The organism is Pseudomonas fluorescens, from assembly GCF_001902145.1.
Taxonomy (GTDB): Bacteria; Pseudomonadota; Gammaproteobacteria; order Pseudomonadales; family Pseudomonadaceae; genus Aquipseudomonas; species Aquipseudomonas fluorescens_BV.
In genome coordinates this window covers 129361-148382 of record NZ_MRST01000015.1, presented here as the reverse complement: position 1 = coordinate 148382, position 19022 = coordinate 129361, and the positions used below count along the sequence as shown (strand labels likewise).

Annotated in this window: 18 protein-coding genes; 10 read left to right on the top strand and 8 right to left on the bottom strand. The window is 60.1% G+C overall.

Translation table 11 applies throughout. From position 1 onward, the window contains the following. Positions 1 to 422: 422 nt before the first annotated feature. The gene (locus BUE92_RS03295) at positions 423 to 767 is read right to left on the bottom strand and encodes a cupin domain-containing protein (protein ID WP_003230905.1); all 345 of its coding nucleotides are present in this window, start codon (positions 765 to 767) and stop codon (positions 423 to 425) included. Positions 768 to 1674: 907 nt separating this feature from the next. Here BUE92_RS03295 and kynB point away from each other — a divergent pair. After that, complete coding sequence (gene kynB, locus BUE92_RS03285; RefSeq protein ID WP_073521907.1) at positions 1675 to 2325, top strand: arylformamidase; 651 nt, start codon at positions 1675 to 1677, stop codon at positions 2323 to 2325. Next, positions 2322 to 3194: a tryptophan 2,3-dioxygenase gene (gene kynA / locus BUE92_RS03280; protein WP_073521906.1), complete on the top strand. Its 873-nt coding sequence runs from the start codon at positions 2322 to 2324 to the stop codon at positions 3192 to 3194. Before kynB ends, kynA begins: the two co-directional genes overlap by 4 nt. Positions 3195 to 3336: 142 nt before the next feature. On the opposite strand, the gene BUE92_RS03275 is transcribed toward kynA, so the two are convergent. From BUE92_RS03275 to antA, 4 genes are all read right to left on the bottom strand, one after another. Then, positions 3337 to 4737, bottom strand: a complete 1401-nt coding sequence (locus BUE92_RS03275) for an amino acid permease (protein ID WP_073521905.1) — start codon at positions 4735 to 4737, stop codon at positions 3337 to 3339. A 71-nt stretch (positions 4738 to 4808) separates the two neighbouring features. Beyond that, on the bottom strand, positions 4809 to 5816 hold the full coding sequence (gene antC, locus BUE92_RS03270; protein WP_073521904.1) for an anthranilate 1,2-dioxygenase electron transfer component AntC: 1008 nt from the start codon (positions 5814 to 5816) through the stop codon (positions 4809 to 4811). Positions 5817 to 5965: 149 nt separating this feature from the next. Beyond that, positions 5966 to 6457, bottom strand: a complete 492-nt coding sequence (gene antB / locus BUE92_RS03265) for an anthranilate 1,2-dioxygenase small subunit (protein ID WP_073521903.1) — start codon at positions 6455 to 6457, stop codon at positions 5966 to 5968. Continuing rightward, entirely contained in the window at positions 6457 to 7848 is a 1392-nt protein-coding gene (gene antA / locus BUE92_RS03260; RefSeq protein ID WP_073521902.1) for an anthranilate 1,2-dioxygenase large subunit, read from the bottom strand. Before antA ends, antB begins: the two co-directional genes overlap by 1 nt. A gap of 311 nt (positions 7849 to 8159) precedes the next feature. Here antA and BUE92_RS03255 point away from each other — a divergent pair, with 311 nt between their 5' ends. Then, positions 8160 to 9152, top strand: coding sequence for an AraC family transcriptional regulator (locus BUE92_RS03255; RefSeq protein WP_073521901.1), 993 nt, complete (start codon positions 8160 to 8162; stop codon positions 9150 to 9152). A gap of 133 nt (positions 9153 to 9285) precedes the next feature. On the opposite strand, the gene BUE92_RS03250 is transcribed toward BUE92_RS03255, so the two are convergent. Beyond that, a complete protein-coding gene (locus BUE92_RS03250; protein WP_073521900.1) occupies positions 9286 to 10161 on the bottom strand; it encodes a LysR family transcriptional regulator in 876 nt (291 codons plus the stop codon). 114 nt (positions 10162 to 10275) lie between these two features. On the opposite strand from BUE92_RS03250, the gene BUE92_RS03245 reads away from it, so the two are divergent. Genes BUE92_RS03245 through catA form a run of 3 tightly spaced genes read left to right on the top strand, consistent with a single transcriptional unit; the run spans position 10276 to position 12675 of the window. Further along, positions 10276 to 11403, top strand: a complete 1128-nt coding sequence (locus BUE92_RS03245) for a muconate cycloisomerase family protein (RefSeq protein WP_073521899.1) — start codon at positions 10276 to 10278, stop codon at positions 11401 to 11403. A gap of 12 nt (positions 11404 to 11415) precedes the next feature. Then, positions 11416 to 11706, top strand: a complete 291-nt coding sequence (gene catC / locus BUE92_RS03240; RefSeq protein ID WP_014719906.1) for a muconolactone Delta-isomerase — start codon at positions 11416 to 11418, stop codon at positions 11704 to 11706. Between the two features lie 39 nt (positions 11707 to 11745). Further along, the gene (gene catA, locus BUE92_RS03235) at positions 11746 to 12675 is read left to right on the top strand and encodes a catechol 1,2-dioxygenase (protein ID WP_073521898.1); all 930 of its coding nucleotides are present in this window, start codon (positions 11746 to 11748) and stop codon (positions 12673 to 12675) included. A 103-nt stretch (positions 12676 to 12778) separates the two neighbouring features. Here catA and BUE92_RS03230 read toward each other — a convergent pair whose 3' ends face one another. Further along, positions 12779 to 13252 carry an Lrp/AsnC family transcriptional regulator gene (locus BUE92_RS03230; protein WP_003176072.1) on the bottom strand — a complete coding sequence of 158 codons (474 nt, stop codon included), beginning with the start codon at positions 13250 to 13252 and terminating at the stop codon, positions 12779 to 12781. A 144-nt stretch (positions 13253 to 13396) separates the two neighbouring features. On the opposite strand from BUE92_RS03230, the gene kynU reads away from it, so the two are divergent. Beyond that, on the top strand, positions 13397 to 14647 hold the full coding sequence (gene kynU, locus BUE92_RS03225) for a kynureninase (protein WP_073521897.1): 1251 nt from the start codon (positions 13397 to 13399) through the stop codon (positions 14645 to 14647). A 164-nt stretch (positions 14648 to 14811) separates the two neighbouring features. Then, positions 14812 to 16239, top strand: a complete 1428-nt coding sequence (locus tag BUE92_RS03220; RefSeq protein ID WP_073521896.1) for an amino acid permease — start codon at positions 14812 to 14814, stop codon at positions 16237 to 16239. A 15-nt stretch (positions 16240 to 16254) separates the two neighbouring features. On the opposite strand, the gene BUE92_RS03215 is transcribed toward BUE92_RS03220, so the two are convergent. Beyond that, positions 16255 to 17166 carry a LysR substrate-binding domain-containing protein gene (locus BUE92_RS03215; RefSeq protein ID WP_073521895.1) on the bottom strand — a complete coding sequence of 304 codons (912 nt, stop codon included), beginning with the start codon at positions 17164 to 17166 and terminating at the stop codon, positions 16255 to 16257. A 112-nt stretch (positions 17167 to 17278) separates the two neighbouring features. Between BUE92_RS03215 and BUE92_RS03210 the strand changes: the two genes are divergently transcribed. Next, complete coding sequence (locus tag BUE92_RS03210; RefSeq protein WP_073521920.1) at positions 17279 to 18043, top strand: sulfite exporter TauE/SafE family protein; 765 nt, start codon at positions 17279 to 17281, stop codon at positions 18041 to 18043. Positions 18044 to 18085: 42 nt separating this feature from the next. Beyond that, positions 18086 to 18982, top strand: a complete 897-nt coding sequence (locus tag BUE92_RS03205) for a LysR family transcriptional regulator (protein ID WP_073521894.1) — start codon at positions 18086 to 18088, stop codon at positions 18980 to 18982. Positions 18983 to 19022: the final 40 nt, after the last annotated feature.

Below are 19022 nucleotides of genomic sequence, written 5' to 3'. Positions count from 1 at the left end.
GAGCCGTGCAGTCAATACAACCGGATTCTAATTCAACTCTCCTGGCATTTTCTACAAAGGGTGATTGAAAGTTGAGATAATGTGAGCCTCTGCACCTTTTACCAATATCCCTATTATCATTTGATTATAATCAAATGAGTCTGGGTACTAACAAGGTACCAATGAAATTATACGAAGCAGGGAGGGGTGTCAAAAATTAATACTATCTATAACTAAAGTAGTGTAGGTGCGGGCTGATGATTGTGGTCAGGTGGTTTTGCGCATGATGCCGGTTTTTTTCGGGGGGTTCGCTGAAAAATATCGCTCGGAAAAACGACTGTTGTTTGTTTTTTGGTGGTTTGGAGGGGGCGTCGGGGGCATAGACACGAAGTCATGGCGCTGAAGCAAAAAGGGTCAGGATGACCCTTTTTCAGGTGAGGGGATCAAGCAAAAACGAAGTACTTGCGCACGGTCTCCACGACTTCCCAGGTGCCTTTCATGCCTGGTTCCACCACGAAGATGTCTCCAGCGCGCAGATGGATCGGCTCCATGCCTTCAGGCGTGATCACGCAGTAGCCTTCCTGGAAATGGCAGTATTCCCACTTCACGTATTCCACGTACCACTTGCCCGGTGTGCAGATCCAGGTGCCCATGATCTTGCTGCCGTCTTCGCTGGTGTAGGCGTTGAGGTTGACAGTGTGCGGGTCGCCTTCGAGCTTTTCCCATTTGCAGGCATCCAGGACCGGCAGTGGGTGAGTGTCGCGCAGTACGGTGATGGGCTTGGACATGATGACTCCGAGGCAGGGAAGGAAAAGATGCACCCTAAGGCCTCGGGCGTTGCGCAGATGGTCTGAACTCGACATTGGGATGCCCAGAAGCGCAGTCACGTGAACACCGCAGTCCCCTGTGGGAGCCGGGCTTGCCCTAATGCCGTTCAGTTAAGCGTATATCGCCCTCTGTAGGAGCGAGCTTGCTCGCGAAAAACGTCAACGATAACGCGTGTTTCCTGATTGAACGCGGCGCCTGTGAGTTTTTCGCGAGCAAGCTCGCTCCTACAAAAAGCCTTAACTGAACGGCATTAGGGCTTGCCCGCGATGACGGTGCCACAGCGAGCATCTCCATTGCCTGACACTCCGCTATCGCGGCATTGGTATCTACACAACTTTGCAGTTGCCAGCAGTACCCACGATGCGAAGCGAGCCGCTCTTGATCTTGATCTGCTTTTGATCTCAGGCGGCCCCCCAAACCCATGGCGGATTACGGGCACACCGAGCCTGGGCGAGGTGCCGAGTGGTGGGGCAAGAGCGCTTTGGTTACGTTCGCGCTTTTCGAAAGTGACCCGCTGTAAAAGCCGAACCAATAGCAGCCATTACCGCAGGAACGGATATGTACGCGGTCTGATCCGAGATCCTGGTCGGCTTTCAGGCCGCCTTCGCAGCGATGCGGCGACCCGACAAGCCAGCTCCCACCTTTGATCTTCGTTGCTTTGAGCATTGTGTTCGCTTGACTGATCGGCATTGGGGCAAGCCCGGCTCCCATAGGAGGTCGTGGCGTATCTGAGCGACAGATCTGTGCATCAAACCGATGTTTCCTCGCAGTAACTGCGAAAGATTTCCCGTGTCGCGCCAGAATTCGCAAGAAAATTCACACCCCTCCCTCGTATCATTCACCTCAGTAACGAGTGAGAGCCTTGCAATGAACCCAATAAAAGCGTGGTGGGATATCAGCCCGCCCTTGAGCACGGCCACCCCGACCTGGCCGGGTGATACGCCGTTTCAGGAAGAACGGGTGTGGCAGTTCGGCCCGGAGTGTCCGGTGAATGTGGGGCGCGTAACCCTATCGCCGCACACGGGCGCCCATGTGGATGCGCCGCTGCATTACAGCGCCGACGGTGCACCGATTGGCGAGGTGTCGCTGGATGTATATATGGGCCCGTGCCGGGTGCTGCATTGCCTGGGCAGCGGCGCATTGGTGCAGCCCCACCAGTTGCAAGGGCGTGTGGATAACTTGCCCGAGCGCGTGCTGCTGCGCACTTATCCACAAGCGCCACTCACCGAATGGGATTCGAATTTCACCGCCATCGCCCCACAGACCATTGAGCTGTTGGCCAGCCTGGGGGTGCGCCTGATCGGTATCGACACGCCGTCCCTGGACCCGCAACAGTCCAAGACCATGGATTCCCACAACGCCGTGGCCCGCCATGGCATGGCGATCCTCGAAGGCATCGTGCTCGATGAAGTGCCGGAGGGCGACTACGAACTGATCGCGCTGCCGCTGCGTTTCGCCAACCTGGACGCGAGCCCTGTGCGCGCCATTCTCCGCCCACTCAAGGAGCCCACGCGATGAGCCAATGTCCTTTCTCTCCAGACTATAAGCCTGCCGACAACCAACCCCCGGAAGAATGGCATAACGCTGAATTGAATTTCTCCGAGTCCATGAGCTATGGCGACTACCTGGACCTGGGCAAAGTCCTCAGCGCCCAGCACCCGCTGTCGCCAGACCACAACGAAATGCTCTTCATCATCCAGCACCAGACCTCGGAGCTGTGGATGAAACTGATGCTTCACGAACTCAAGGCCGCCCGCGAACATGTGCGCCTGGGTGAGCTGCCGCCGGCGTTCAAGATGCTGGCGCGGGTGTCGCGGATCTTCGATCAACTGGTGCACGCCTGGGCGGTGCTGGCGACCATGACGCCGTCGGAGTACAAGGCGATTCGCCCGTTCCTTGGGCAGTCGTCGGGGTTCCAGTCGTTCCAGTACCGCGAAATCGAGTTCATCCTCGGCAACAAAAGCCCGGCGCTGCTGCGGCCCCATGCTCATCGCCCGGAGTTGCTGCAGCAATTGCAGGTGGCGATTGCCACGCCGTCGCTGTATGACGAGGCCGTAAACCTGATGGTCAAGGCGGGGTTGGCGATTGACCCCAAACGCGCCGAGCGCGACCCGACCGCAGCCACGGTGCACGATGAATCGGTGGAAGCGGCCTGGCGCGAGGTGTATCGCGACCCGAGCCGTTACTGGGATTTGTATCAGTTGGCCGAGAAGTTTATCGACCTGGAGGATTCGTTCCGCCAGTGGCGTTTCCGGCATGTCACCACGGTGGAGCGCATCATCGGCTTCCAGCCGGGTACTGGCGGTACTGAAGGCGTGGGGTACCTGCGCAAGATGCTCGACACGGTGTTGTTCCCCGAACTGTGGCGGGTACGTTCCACGCTCTAATAAAAAAGCCCCGGATTACCGGGGCTTTCATTTGGAACGCAATCCAAAATGTGGGAGCGGGCTTGCTCGCGAATGCGGTAGTTCAGTCAACGTATGTGTAGCTGACACTCCGCATTCGCGAGCAAGCCCGCTCCCACAGGGGTTACTGCGCCACAGCTACTTTCCCGTTTCTGATCCGCAACCGATAGGCCACGTAGATAATCCCCACCCACACCGGCATCGCATACACCGACTCACGAATCCCCGGAATCGCCAGCATCACCCCGATGATCATCACCATGAACGCCAGGCACAGGTAGTTGCTGAACGGGAACCAGAAGGTCTTGAACGATGGCGTCACGCCTTGCTCGCCCATGGCCTTGCGGAACTTGATGTGGGTCAGGCTGATCAGCGCCCAGTTGATCATCAACGAAGCAACCACCAGCGCGAACAGCAACTCCAGCGCACTGTGCGGCGCCACGTAGTTGACCACCACGCACAGCATGGTCACCAGCGCCGAAATCGCCAGCGCCCGCAGCGGCACGCCTTGTTTGTTGAGTTTCATCAGCGCCTTGGGCGCATCCCCTTGTTCGGCCAGGCCGAACAGCATGCGGCTGTTGCAGTACACGCCGCTGTTGTACACCGACAAAGCCGCGGTCAGCACCACGAAGTTGAGGATGTGGGCGGCGGTGTCGTTGCCGATCAGCGAGAAGATCTGCACAAACGGGCTGCCGCTGTAGGCATCGCCGGACGCGCCGAGGGTTTGCAGCAACTGGTCCCACGGGTACAGCGACAACAGCACAGTGAGTGCGCCGACGTAGAAAATCAGGATGCGGTACACCACCTGATTGATCGCTTTGGGAATGACCTTGCGCGGTTCGCTGGCTTCGGCGGCGGTAATGCCGACCAGTTCCAGGCCGCCGAACGAGAACATGATAAAGGCCATGGACATCAACAGCCCCATGCCGCCATTGGGGAAGAAACCGCCGTGGCTCCACAGGTTGCTGATCGAGGCTTGCGGGCCGCCGGTGCCGCTGAACAGCAGGTAGCAGCCGAGCACGATCATGCCGACAATCGCCACCACCTTGATGATCGCAAACCAGAACTCGGTTTCACCGAAGAACTTCACGTTCAGGGTGTTGATCAGGTTCACCGCGACAAAGAACACCAGCGCGCTGACCCAGGTTGGAATTTCCGGCCACCAGAACTGGATGTACTTGCCCACCGCCGTCAACTCGGCCATGCCCACCAGCACGTAGAGCACCCAGTAGTTCCAGCCCGCCAGGAAGCCCGCGTAACCGCCCCAGTATTTGTGTGCGAAGTGGCTGAAGGAGCCGGCTACCGGTTCTTCGACGATCATCTCGCCAAGCTGGCGCATGATCAGGAACGCGATAAACCCGGCTACCGCATACCCCAGGATCATCGAAGGCCCCGCCGACTTGAGTACCCCGGCCGAGCCGAGGAACAAGCCTGTACCAATCGCCCCTCCCAAGGCGATCAGCTGAATGTGCCGGTTTTTCAGGCCTCGCTTGAGGCCCACCGGGTTAACCATGTCATCCGCCATTAACATTCCCTTCTACTTGTTTTTCTCAAGGGTGATTGCACGCCGCATCGGCCCCTCAGAACTGCTGAGGGTCAGATATTACTCTGGGTAAACTTTTCGTAATACAACTGAACGCCATCAAGTGCCTGATCCGCCAGCCATTGTTGGATGGATTCGACCATTGGAGGGGGACCGCATACATACATATCCGCCGATCTGTCCCGCAATTCGGCCAGGTCGAAATGCTCGGTGAGGTAGCCGCGTTTGCCTCTCCACTCGGCTGAGGCATCGCTCAGCACTTCGGTGTAGCGAAACTTCGGGATTTTTGCCGCGTAGGCGTGGATACGCGCCGCTTCACATAAATCTTCGGCGCCGCGTACGCCGTAGTACAGGTGCACGGGTTGTGTGCAGCCGTTGACGGCCAGCTCATCAAGCATGCCCAGCAATGCCGACAACCCGGTGCCGCCCGCCACCAGTACCAGTGGTTGGGTGACATGCCGCAGATAAAACGCACCCAAGGGCGCCTCCATCAGCATGTCATCACCGACCTGGCAGCGTTCACGCAGGTAGTTGCTCATCACCCCATCGGGCAGCAGGCGCACCAGGAACTGCAACTGCCTGCCTGGCCGGTTGGCGAAGGAGTAGGAGCGCCAGCTATCGGTGCCGGGTACCGACAAGCGGGCGTATTGGCCAGGCAAAAAATCCAGTGGCTGGTCCAGTTGCACCTGCAAGATGGCGGTGCTGGTCGAGACCTGCTGCAACGCGCTCACCGTACCGCGTACCTGCACGGGCCCGGGGGCATTGCACAGGCTTGAATCAAAGTCGAAATAGAAGTTCGCGTCGGATTTCACCCGGGTCTGGCAACTGAGCATCTTGCGTTGTTGCAGGTCGAGGCTGGAAAGGGCTTCCTCGTCAACATAGTCCTGGGTGTATTCGCCGGACTCACAGCGCCCCTGGCAGGTGCCGCACACGCCTTCGCGGCAATCGAGCGGGATCTTGATGCCGTTGCGCAGGGCCGCGTCCAACAGGATTTCATTGGCGCCCACCGGGAAGAACAGGGTCTTGCCATCGGCAAAACTGAAGGCCACTTTGTGATTCATTCACATAACTCCGTGGATAAGTATGAACCCCTTGTAGGAGCGAGCTTGCTCGCGAAAAACGTCAGCGATGACGCCCGACACCCTGGATGCTCGCGGTGTACTTGTGTTTTTCGCGAGCAAGCTCGCTCCTACAGGGCGATGCACCACCGTTACAGGTGATAGAAATCCAGCACCGAGTTGATGGTGTCGTTGAGCAGCAAGGCGTGCTTGCGCATGATCAGCCAGCTGTCGCCCGCAGGCTTGAGGCGATACGTGGCATGCCCGTAAAACTGCTCGGACGTGGCCAGGCGATAAAACAACGTATGCCAGTTCAAACGCACCTCCAACGTGCCGTCGGCCTGCTCGGCAATGCGCAGGTTATTGATCAGGTGCAAGGTGCGCGGCATCGGCGTGGCCGAGGCGGCCTTGCCGGTGCGCAGGCGGAACACGCGGTCTTCCAGCCCCGAACGGTTGGCGTAGTAGATCAATGACATCTCGCGCTTGGGGTCTTGGGTGTAGACGTGTTCCGAGTCCCATTGCGGCAGGTGGAATTCACTCTGCGGGTCGAACAACTGCACGTAGGCGTCCCAGTCCTGGGCGTCGCACAGTTCGGACTTGCGGTAGAAGAACTGTTCGATCTGGTACTGCAATTGCGCATTCATCACTTCACCTCCCGCAGTGCCAGGGCTCGCTGGTCCAAACCCTTGAGCAGAAACTGCTGCCAGTTGCGATGCTGGTTGACGTACAAGCCTTCGTGGGTGAACTCGGTACCGGTCATCGCCGGTTGGATGCCGATGGCCTCGCTGTTGGGCGTCGGCCCGGTCTCCCAGCGATGGCTGCCTCGTGAGATGTCGCTCCAGCGTTCCAGGCGGCCCTGGAAGCCGCGCTGGGCTTCGCGAAATTCCACCAGGTCGTCGGGCGTGCCCATGCCCGAAACGTTGAAGAAGTCTTCGAACTGGCGAATCCGGTTTTCGCGATCGGCGTCGGACTCGCCCTTAACCCCCAGGCACTGGCTGATGATCTCGGTCTTGTTCCAAGCCACCGGGCGGATGATGCGCAACTGCGAGCTGATCTGGTCGAGGAAAAACAGGCTGGGGTAGATGTTCAGGTTGCGCAGGCGATGCATCATCCACTCGGCCTTCTGCTGGCCGTGTTCTTCTACCAGGCGCGGCATGATGGTGGCGTAGCCGGAGCGCACGCTGGGGTTGGGCATGTCGCTGAACAACACGCTGTGGCCGTTGTTGAAGGCAAACCAGCCATCGTCGGTATTCGCGTCGCCGGCGCCGAGCTTGCTGTAGTCCAGCGTCGTGCTGGAACCTGCGCCGTTCTCGGTGTTGACCTGCTGACGATGCTGCACGGTGGCCACGTAGTTGTAGTGCACGGTGCTGACGTGATAACCGTCCAGGCCGTTTTCGTTTTGCAGCTTCCAGTTGCCGTCGTACGTATAGGCGGACTTACCCGGCAGCACCTCCAACTCAGCGGTGGCCGATTGCGCCACCATCATGTCGAAGAACACTTTGGCGTCGCCCAGGAAGTCTTCCAGGCTGTTGCTGCCGTTCACGTCCAGGCTGATAAACACAAAGCCCTTGTAGCTTTCGATGCGCGCTTTTTTAAGGCCGCGGGTGGCCTTGTCGAAACCTTCCGGGTATTCCCCCGGCGCCTTGACCTTTACCAGTCGGCCATCGCTCTTGTAGCACCAGGCGTGGAACGGGCAGGTGAAGGTGGACTGGTTACCCTTGCCTACGCGGGTGAGGGTGGTGCCACGATGCTGGCAGGCGTTGATCAACGCGTTGAGCCGGCCTTCGCCATCGCGGGTGATGATCATCGGCTGGCGCCCGGCGCGCATCGTGATGAAGTCGTGGTTATTGGCCAGTTCGCTTTCGTGGCAGGCGTAGATCCAGTTCTTCTCGAAGATCAGTTCCATCTCCAAGTCGAACAGCTCGGGCTCGGTGAACATGTCGCGGGCGATGCGGAACACTTCATCGGCCGGGCGAAAGTCCAGGCAGCTTTCGATAAAAGATTTCCACTGCTCGACGGTTCTTGCACCACTCATGGGAGGCACCTTTTGATCATGGCTAAACGGTGAGCCATTAAGAGGCTGCGAGGCGGTGGCCGGCTATCCGCTTAATGGGGGAACGCAGGCCGCAAAATTGGGCAGCAAATACCCATGGCGGTGCGCGCAGGTGACGGCATGCGCTACTGTGATGACAGGCGATGGTCGTAAAACCCTGGGATTTATCCACATAGTCGACCGTTGCTATCCACCCAGTGGTCACGCTGCTGGCGTGGCCTGGAACTTGCTGTCGACGTTCAACGACGCGCCGCCAGAGCGCGCAAACGCCTAACCGCCGTGGGTGCACCCTGATGAGTAGCCAGACACGCGATATTCATATTCAACGCTTCGACCTCGAAGGCGCCCGCAGCTGGATGTCCGGCATCTGCGGGCCCCATCGCCTGGCGACGGCAACCCCTGAGCGCCTGCGCTTTCACCACAGCGCCAACGTGTTCAAGTCCCGCGCCACCACCCTGGGCGTGATCGAGTACGGCACCGATGTGACCATCGACATCGAGGACGCCGAGCACTTCAGTAGCTACAGCCTGAGCCTGCCGTTGGTGGGCGAGCAGGAGTTGAGCAAGAACGGTGAGCGCCTCAGTTCCAACCGCGACCAGGGCGTGATCATTTCGCCCAATGAGCATCAGGTGCTGGCGATTTCCGGTGATTGCCGCAAGTTGCAGGTGGTGATCACCCGCGCGGCGATGAGCGAGTCGCTGGAAGGTTTGCTGCAACGGCCCATCGATGCACCGCTGCGGTTTGAGTCGGTGATGGATGCCGTGGACGGGGCCCCGGCGTCGTGGTGGCGCATGGCGCGTTATTTCATCGCCGAACTTGAGCGCAGCAGTGAACTGTACGAACAGGCGGCGTTTACCCGCGACCTGGAAAGCTCACTGATCAAGGGGCTGATCCTGGCGCAGCCGAATAACTACTCCGAAGAGCTGCGGGACGTGCTGGGGGTGAAACTGCCGCACTACCTGATCCGTGCGCGCCAACTCATCCACGACAATGCTCGTGAAGCGCTGCACCTGGAAGACTTGGAGGCGGCTGCGGGCGTGTCGCGGTTCAAACTGTTCGATGCGTTTCGCAAGTACTTCGCACTGTCGCCCATGGCTTATCTGAAGAAGCATCGGTTGGGGGCGGTGCGCCAGGAGATTCTGGAGCAGGGCTCAATGCGCACTATTTCTGAAATCGCCCTGGGCTGGGGGTTTACGCACCTGGGGCGGTTTTCGGCGGAGTACCGCAAGCTGTTCGATGAATCTCCTAGCCAGACATTGCAGCGCAAGCGCCTGCGCAGCCTCTGAAATCAATGAAGATCAAACTGTGGGAGCGGGCTTGCTCGCGAATGCGTTGGGTCAGCCGGCACATGCATCGACTGGTATACCGCATTCGCGAGCAAGCCCGCTCCCACATTGGATGTGTAGTGTCAGGGCTGTCTCAGATCAGTTCCTCCACCAGTTGCAGGCAATGAGTCAGCCCCGGCGATTGATCATTCACCCGCTGGCTGAGGATGATCGGCGAAGTCGCCGTCGCCTCCACCACCGGCGTATAGCCAATATCCGCCCGATGCAGCACCTGCACCGACGCCGGCACCAGCGTCACCCCCATACCTGCGCCCACCAGGCCGATAGCGGTCTGCAATTCGTTGGTCCACTGCGCCACCTTCACACTCAAGCCGTGGGCGTCGAACAGCGCGATCACATGGTCGGCATAACTGGGGCGCGGGTTGCCGGGGTAGAGCACGAAAGGCTCGGCAGCCAATTGGGCAAGGGTGGCGGGGGCGGCGAGCAAGGGGTGACCACTGGGCAGCACCGCCACCAGACGGTCTTCCACCAGGACACGCTGGACGATGGCCGGGTCGTCAATGCGAATCCGCCCGAAGCCTACGTCAATGCGGCCAGCCTTGAGCGCTTCGACCTGCTGCAAGGTGGTCATCTCCGACAAACCCAGCTCCAGCTCCAGGGCCTCGTGAGTGCGCAGGCGCCGAATCAATTCCGGCAGCACGCCGTACAAGGTCGACGGCGCAAAGCCGATGCCCAGCCAGGTTTTCTCGCCTTGGCCGATGCGCCGAGTGGTGTCGCAGACCTTGCCCAGTTGTTCGAGCAACACATTGGCATGCTCATAGAAAAACCGTCCGGCCTCGGTCAGCCGCAAGGGCCGGCTGCGTTCCAGCAGCACCACCCCGAGTTCATCCTCCAGTTGCTGGATCTGCCGGCTCAAAGGCGGCTGGGCGATATGCAAGCGTTCGGCAGCTCGGGTGAAGTTGAGGGTTTCGCCCAGCACCTGGAAATAGCGCAAGTGACGCAGTTCCATATCGACTCCTTTCATACCTTAAGGGTATCGCACGAGACCAATTCTATATTGGAAGCCCGAAAAAATGCGGAACAGAATCGACGAAAATCTATAAAGAACCCAACGGGTATTGCCATGCCGATTTGCGCCATCGAGTCCATCGAAACTGTCATCGTCGATCTGCCCACCCTTCGCCCGCACAAGCTGGCGATGCACACGATGCAAAACCAGACCCTCGTTATCATCCGTCTGCGTTGCACCGACGGCATCGAAGGCATCGGTGAAGCCACCACCATCGGCGGTCTGAGCTACGGCAACGAGAGCCCCGACAGCATCAAGGTCAATATCGACCGTCACTTCGCGCCGCTGCTGATCGGCCAGGATGCGAGTAACGTCAACGCGGCGATGTTGCGTCTGGAGCGCAGTATTCGCGGCAACACTTTTGCCAAGTCCGGCATCGAAAGCGCCTTGCTCGACGCCCTCGGCAAACGCCTCGGGCTGCCGGTCAGCGAGCTGCTTGGCGGGCGTGTGCGTGATGCGTTGCCGGTGGCCTGGACCCTGGCCAGCGGTAATACCGAACAGGACATCAGCGAGGCCGAGAAAATGCTCGACCTGCGCCGTCATCGCCTCTTCAAATTGAAGATTGGCGCGGGCGAGGTCAACCGCGACCTGGCCCATGTGATCGCGATCAAAAAAGCCCTGGGCGAGCGCGCCAGTGTGCGCGTCGACGTCAACCAGGCCTGGGATGAAGCTGTGGCCCTGCGGGCATGCAAGGTGCTCGGCGACAACGGTATCGACCTGATCGAACAACCGATCTCACGCAATAACCGTGGCGGCATGGCCCGGCTCAACCTGTCGAGCCCGGTGCCGATCATGGCCGATGAATCTATCGAATGCGTCGAAGACGCCTTCAACCTGGCCCGCGAAGGCGCGGCCACGGTGTTCGCTCTCAAGATCGCCAAGAACGGCGGCCCGCGCGCCGTATTGCGCACGGCGGCGATTGCCGAAGCGGCCGGCATCGGCTTGTACGGCGGCACCATGCTTGAAGGGGGCATTGGCACCCTGGCCTCGGCCCATGCCTTTCTCACGCTGGACACACTGGCGTGGGGCACCGAGCTGTTTGGCCCGCTGTTGCTGACCGAAGACATCCTCACCGAGCCACCGGTGTACCGCGATTTCCAGCTGCATGTGTCCACTGCGCCGGGCCTGGGCCTGACGCTCGATGAAGAGCGCCTGGCGTTCTTTCGCCGTGACAAACACTGAGAGGCCTCTGCCATGTTGTTCCACGTAAAAATGACCGTGAACCTGCCCCTCGACATGCACCCCGAGCGCGCCGCGAGCCTCAAGGCCGAGGAGAAAGCCTTGGCGCAGCGCCTGCAACAAGAGGGCAAATGGCGCCACCTGTGGCGCATCGCCGGGCATTACGCCAACTACAGCGTGTTCGATGTCGACAGCGTGCAGGACCTGCACGACCTGCTGATGCAATTGCCGTTGTTCCCCTACATGGCCATCGAAGTGAATGCGCTGTGCCGCCATCCGTCGTCGATCCATGCGGACGACCGCTGAGCCGGCTCCCACCTATAACTACAAGATGAGGAATGCACCATGTCCATCCGCCTGTCCCAGACTGCCCACGCCCAACAGTTTCTCGAAGAGGCCAGCGGTAACCTCAATGACGCGGGCAACCCGCGCACCAAGGCGCTGATCTACCGGATCCTGCGCGACACCGTGAACATCATCGAAGACCTGGAAGTGACTCCGGAAGAATTCTGGAAGGCGGTCAACTACCTCAATGAGCTGGGCAAAAACCAAGAGGCCGGCCTGCTCGCCGCCGGCTTGGGCCTGGAGCATTACCTGGACCTGTTGATGGATGCCGCCGACGAGGAGGCCGGCAAGTCTGGCGGCACGCCGCGCACCATCGAAGGCCCGTTGTACGTGGCCGGTGCGCCGCTGTCCAAGTACGAGGCACGGCTGGATGACGGCAAGGACGACGCGGTGCCGTTGTTCATGCGCGGGCAAGTACGCGATACCGAGGGCAAGCCGTTGGCAGGGGCGATTGTCGATGTGTGGCAGGCCAACACGGGCGGGACCTATTCGTGGTTCGACCCGGCGCAATCGGAATTCAACCTGCGTCGGCGCATCGAGACCGACGCCCAGGGCAACTACCGTTTTCGCAGCATCGTGCCTTCGGGCTACGGCTGCCCACCGAGCGGGCCGACCCAGCAGTTGCTCGACCAACTAGGGCGCCATGGGCAGCGGCCGGCGCATATCCACTTTTTCATCTCGGCGCCTGGGCACCGGCACCTGACCACGCAGATCAACCTGTCGGATGACCCGTACCTGCATGATGACTTTGCCTATGCCACCCGGGATGAACTGATTGCCGAGATTCGCTTCAGTGACGATCCGCAACTGGCGCGGGAGTTTGGCGTGCAGGGGCGGTTTGCGCAGATTGATTTTGACTTTGAGTTGCAGCCTGCCGCCGCGCCGGTAGAGCAGAAACGGATGCAACGCGTGCGTGCCCTGGAAGACTGATCAACTCGGTCAAAATGTGGGAGCTGGCTTGCCTGCGATAGCGGTGGTGAATGTTCCACCGCTATCGCAGGCCAGCTCCCACATTGGTTTTGGGGTGTTTGTGCTATTTGCGCACGACCAGGTCCAACACCTCATCCCGGTCCTTGATCTTCTGCAGCACTATCTCCGAACGGATATCCATCACTCCCGCCGTGCGGTTCAGGTGGTTCACGATAAAGTCCGAGAAGTGCTTGAGGTTGCGCGCCTGCACCCGCAGCACATAGTTGCTGGCGCCAGTGATCACATAGGCGCTCGCCACCTCTGGCCAGCCTTGCACCTTCTTGATGAATGTCTCATGCCAGTCCTCCACATCCTGGCGCAACGACAGGTGCACGATGGCTTCCAGCTCGATCCCCAACTGCTCGGCGTTCAATACCGCGCGGTAACCGCTGATGATTCCCTCGCTCTCCAGCAGGCGCAAACGGCGCAGGCATGCGGACGGCGACAGCGCGACTTTTTCCGCCAATTCCTGGTTGCTGATGCGGCCATCCTGTTGCAGGAAATGCAGGAGGCGCAGGTCGGTAGCGTCGAGAATCATGCTTGGAAGATATCCGCGTGTTTGGAGGTTAAATTCGAATTTTCTACAGCTTAAATAGTCGTTTACCCACCACTTTGCACGAAAATTCTCTAAAAGTTCGTTCATTATTTGGCCCATCCTCACTTATAAAAACCAGGACGACCCATGACCACTAGAAGCCATTGCCTAGCCCTAGACACCCAGGACCCGTTGGCACCACTGCGCCAACAGTTCGCCTTGCCCGATGGGGTCATTTACCTCGACGGCAACTCCCTCGGCGCTCGCCCGGTGGCGGCGCTGGAACGGGCACAACAGGTGATCGCCCAGGAGTGGGGCAATGGCCTGATTCGCAGTTGGAACAGCGCCGGCTGGGCCGATTTGTCCCAGCGCCTGGGCAATCGCCTGGCGCCGTTGATCGGTGCGCGGGAGGGCGAGGTGGTGATCACCGATACCACCTCGATCAACCTGTTCAAAGTGCTCAGCGCCGCCTTGAGCGTGCAGCGCCAACGCTCCCCGACGCGCAAGGTTATCGTCAGCGAAGCGAGCAACTTTCCCACCGACTTGTACATCGCCGAAGGCTTGGCCGAACTGCTGCAACAAGGCTATTCCCTGCGTCTGGTGAACAGCCCGGCCGAACTGCCCCAGGCCATCGACGCAGACGTGGCGGTGGTGATGCTCACCCACGTCAACTACAAGACCGGCTACATGTACGACATGGCGGCGCTGACCGCGCTGAGCCACGAGTGTGGCGCGCTGAGTATCTGGGACCTGGCGCATTCAGCGGGCGCGGTGCCTGTCGACCTGCACCAGGCCGGCGCGGATTATGCCATTGGCTGCACCTACAAATACCTCAACGGCGGCCCGGGCTCCCAGGCGTTTGTGTGGGTCAACCCGGCGTTGGTAGATGTGGTGCGCCAGCCGTTGTCCGGGTGGTTCGGGCATACCCGGCAGTTCGCCATGGAGTCCACCTACGCCCCCAGCGCCGGCATTGCCCGCTACCTCTGCGGTACGCAGCCGATTACCTCGTTGGCCATGGTGGAATGCGGCCTGGAGATTTTTGCCCAGACCGACATGGCCAGCCTGCGCCGCAAATCCCTGGCATTGACCGACCTGTTTATCGCGTTGGTCGAAAGCCGTTGCGCCGCCCACGGCCTGGAACTGATCACCCCGCGTGAACACGCCCGGCGCGGCAGTCACGTCAGCTTTGAACACCCCGAAGGTTACGCGGTGATCCAGGCCTTGATCGCTCGAGGCGTGATCGGCGATTACCGTGAGCCGCGGATCATGCGCTTTGGTTTCACGCCGTTGTACACCAGCTTTACCGAGGTGTGGGACGCCGTGGAAATCCTCGGTGAAATTCTCGACAACGCCACCTGGGACCAGCCGCAATTCAAAGTGCGCAACAGCGTCACCTGACAACAACGCAAACCCACTGTAGGAGCGAGCTTGCTCGCGAAGATCATCAACGAAAACGCGTGAATGCTGAATGCATGCGGCGTTCTCAGGTTTTTCGCGAGCAAGCTCGCTCCTACAGAACACAAGCGCTTCCTGTGCAATCACAATAATAAAGGGGCACACCAGTGACCACGCCAGACAACGGCTTTGCAGAGATTACCCACCGTGAACTGGGCCTTAGGCGCCAGCTCACTTCCGGCCAGATGAGCATGATCGCCATCGGTGGCGCCATCGGCACCGGGCTGTTCATGGGCAGCGCCTACGCCATCGGTTATGCCGGGCCGAGCGTACTGGTGAGCTACGCCATCGGCGCGTTGATTACCTTGCTGCTGATGGGCTGCCTGGCGGAGATGACGGTGGCCCATTCCACCTCCGGCTCCTTTGGCGCTTACGCCGAGTTCTACATCAGCCCGTTGGCCGGGTTCCTGGTGCGTTATGCCTACTGGGCGGCGATTGTGCTGGCGGTGGGCGCCGAGGTCACGGCGGTGGCGATGTACATGAAGTACTGGTTCGCCAACGTGCCGGAGTGGGTGTGGATCGTGTCGTTTTCCAGCGTGTTGATCCTGCTCAATGCGATCAGCGTGAAGACCTTCGGCAACTTCGAATACTGGTTCTCGACGATCAAGATCAGCGCCATTGTCGGTTTTATCATCCTGGCAGTGTATGTGGTGTTCGGCTCCGGCAACCCAGACTACGGGGTGCAGAACTACACGGCCCACGACGGCTTTTTCCCCCATGGCTTGAGTGGCATGTGGATCGCGGTGATCGTGTCGATCTTCAGCTACCTCAGCGTCGAGATGATCGCCGTGGCCGCCGGTGAAGCCGCCGACCCGGAGCAGGCGGTGAAGAAAGCCTTTCGCGCTACCATCGTGCGGCTGGTGGTGTTCTACCTGCTGACCCTGGCGCTGATGCTCGCCATCGTGCCCTGGAACCAGGCCGGCCAGGCCCAGAGCCCGTTCGTCACGGTGATGCAGACCATCGGCATTCCTGGCGCCACTGGCGTGATGAATTTCGTGATTCTGATCGCGGCGCTGTCGGCCATGAACAGCCAGCTCTACATCACCACGCGCATGATGTTCAGCCTGTCTCGCGCAGGCTTTGCGCCCAAGTCCATGGGCGCGTTGAGCAAGAACGGCATCCCGCTCAACGCATTGCTGCTGTCCAGCTCGGGCATTGCCCTGGCGACGTTGCTCAACGTGGTGTACCCGGAAAGCTCGTTCACCCTGATGATGGCGATCTCGATGTTTGGCGCGATCTTCACCTGGTTCATGATCTTCCTCACGCACCTGTTTTTCCGCCGCTATCGCAAGCGTCATGGCGGGGCGAAGTTGTCGTTCCAGTTGCGCCTGTTTCCCTACAGCACGTTGCTGGGGCTGGTGCTGATGGGGGCGGTGATGATCACCACCTATTTCACTGACGCATTCAAGATGACGCTGGTGTTTGGCGTGCCATTCCTGCTGATCCTGTCGGCGGTCTACTACACCTTCTTCCACAAGCGGACATCATCTGTAGGAGCGAGCTTGCTCGCGAAAAAACCGAGAGCGCCGCGTTAAACCGGATAGCTCGCGTTATCGTTGACGATCTTCGCGAGCAAGCTCGCTCCTACAGGGGGCGGTGAGCGCAGAGAGCAAGGTGCTGGCGTAACCTGGCAATTGCTTGAACGAGCGTGCGCATAACAGCAGTTTGCGGCGGGCCCACTCCTCTTGCAGGGGGTGGGCCTTGAAACGACGTTCTGACGGCCAGCGCGCTAAAGCGGCCTGAGGCACGATGCCCAGGCCCGCACCGCCGGCGACCATGCGAATCAACCCATCAAAACCGTCGGCGCGAATGCGTGTCTGCAAGCGAAAGCCTGCATGCAGTGCCTGTTCCTCCAGGTAAACCGCCAGCGCGCTGTTGGCCGCCAGGCTCACATAGTCGTATTGCAAGCTGTCGATAAAACTCGGGTGGGTCAACGGATGGTCGAGGGGCATGATCAGCACCAGCGGGTCATCGCGAAACGCCAGGGTCTGCAAGCCTTGGGTGTCTACCGCATCGGAAATAATCCCCAGGTCGGCGGTGCCCTGGCGCAAGGCGTGGGTGATGCGCAGGCTGGGCAATTCTTGCAGGTCGATATCGAGGTTGGGGTGCTCGCGCAGAAACTGCGCGAGCAGCTCCGGCAGGTACTCGCTAAGGGCGGTGGTGTTGCACAGCAAGCGTACCTGGCCTTTGACGCCGTTGGCGTATTCGGCCAGGTCCTGTTGCAGGTGGTCGGCCTGTTGCAACAGCAGGCGAGCATGCCGAGCCAGGGCTTTGCCCGCTGGTGTCGGGGTCACGCCACGGCGGCCACGCTCAAGAAACGCGATGCCCAGTGAAGACTCCATTGCCCGGATGCGTGCGCTGGCGGCCGCCAGGGACAGGTGGCTGCGGGCCGCGCCGGCGGTGATATTGCCGGTGTCCAGGATGTGCAGGTAGAGGCGCAGGTCGATCAGGTCAAAGTGCATGAGGTTTTCCGGTGGCTTGCCTGCGATAGCGGTATCAGCCTCACACAAAACAAGAGGCTGCCTCAGTATATGGCGAATTTCACAAGCCATGGAAAAGCACCAGAATGCACCCATGAATACCTTCCTAGCGTTCTACCAAAACCTCGGCCCCGCCCTGACAGCGCTGGTCATTACTACCTTCCTGCTGGCCGGCACGGTCAAGGGCGTGATCGGCCTGGGCCTGCCCACCGTGGCGATGGGTATGCTTGGCCTGGCTATGCTGCCGGCGCAGGCTGCGGCATTGCTGATTATTCCTTCGACGGTCACCAACCTCTGGCAACTGACCTTTGGGGGGCACTTGGGTGCTTTGCTCAAACGCCTGTGGCCGATGTTGTTGCTGATTTTTTTCGGCACCGGTCTGGGCTCCGTGTGGCTGGGCATGGACGGTGGACCGTGGGTGGTTCGCGCGTTGGGCGCGGCGTTGCTGGTGTATGCATTGAGCGGGTTATTCCTGCCGGCCTTCAAGGTCGCGCCTGGAACCGAGCGCTGGCTGGGCCCCTTGTGCGGGGTGATCACCGGCATCATCACCTCGGCCACCGGTGTCTTCGTGATCCCTGCGGTGCCGTATTTGCAGGCGCTGGGCTTGAGCCGTGACCAGTTGGTGCAGGCGCTGGGGCTGTCATTCACCGTGTCGACATTGGCGCTGGCCGCCGGGCTGGCTTGGCGAGGAGCGCTGGGCGGCGGTGAAATGGGCGCGTCATTGCTGGCGCTGGTGCCGGCCTTGCTGGGGATGTGGCTGGGCCAGGTGGTTCGTCGGCGCATCAGTGCGTTGTGGTTCAAACGTGGATTTTTCACCGGCATGGCGTTGTTGGGAGGCCATTTGTTGCTGGCTGGTTAATAATGAGCGGGCACGTGTCAGCCGATAAATGAAGGACCGCCCGTGAAAGCCCGTTCCGATGAGCTACAGATCTTCGTCAGTGTGATTGAATGCGGCTCGATTTCGGCCGCCGCCGAAAAGGTCGGGCAAACGCCATCGGCAGTCAGCCGCACCTTGTCGCGCCTGGAAGCCAAGCTCGACACCACCTTGATCAACCGCACCACGCGGCGCATGGACCTGACCGAAGAGGGCAAGTACTTCTTCGAACAGGCCAAGCTGATCCTGGCGCAGATGGACGAGCTGGAAGAGCGCCTGTCATCGCGCCAGAAAAAACCGGCCGGGCGCCTGCGTATCAACGCCGCCGTGCCGTTCATGCTGCATGGGATCGTGCCGTACATCGCCGAATTTCGCAGCCTCTACCCGGACATCCAGTTGGAGCTCAACAGCGATGACTTGATCATCGACCTGCTGGAGCAGAGCACTGACATCGCCATTCGCATCGGCGCCCTGGCCGACTCGACCCTGCATGCGCGCTTTCTGGGCAGCACGCCGCTGCATATCCTGGCCAGCCCCGATTACCTCCAGCGATACGGCATACCCACAACCGTTGCCGAACTGGCCGACCACACGCTGCTTGGCTTCACCCACACCGAAACCCTCAACCACTGGCCGCTGCGCCATGGCGAAGGAGACCGCTGGCTGATCCAGCCCGGCGTCAGCGCCTCCAGTGGTGAAACCTTGCGCCAGTTGGCGCTGGAAGGGCAGGGCATTGGCTGCCTGTCGAATTTCATGACGGCCCACGACCTCGACGCCGGGCGCCTGGTGCCGTTGCTGGAGGGGTTCAACAGTGGCTATCGCCAGCCGATCCACGCCGTGTTCTACCGCAACTCGCAATTGGCGTTGCGCATCCAGTGCTTCCTGGACTTCATTCAGGACAAGCTGGCGCGTTATGCGAGCTGATTTGTGATCTGTACGCAAGAGTGAATTGGGTCGTACGGGC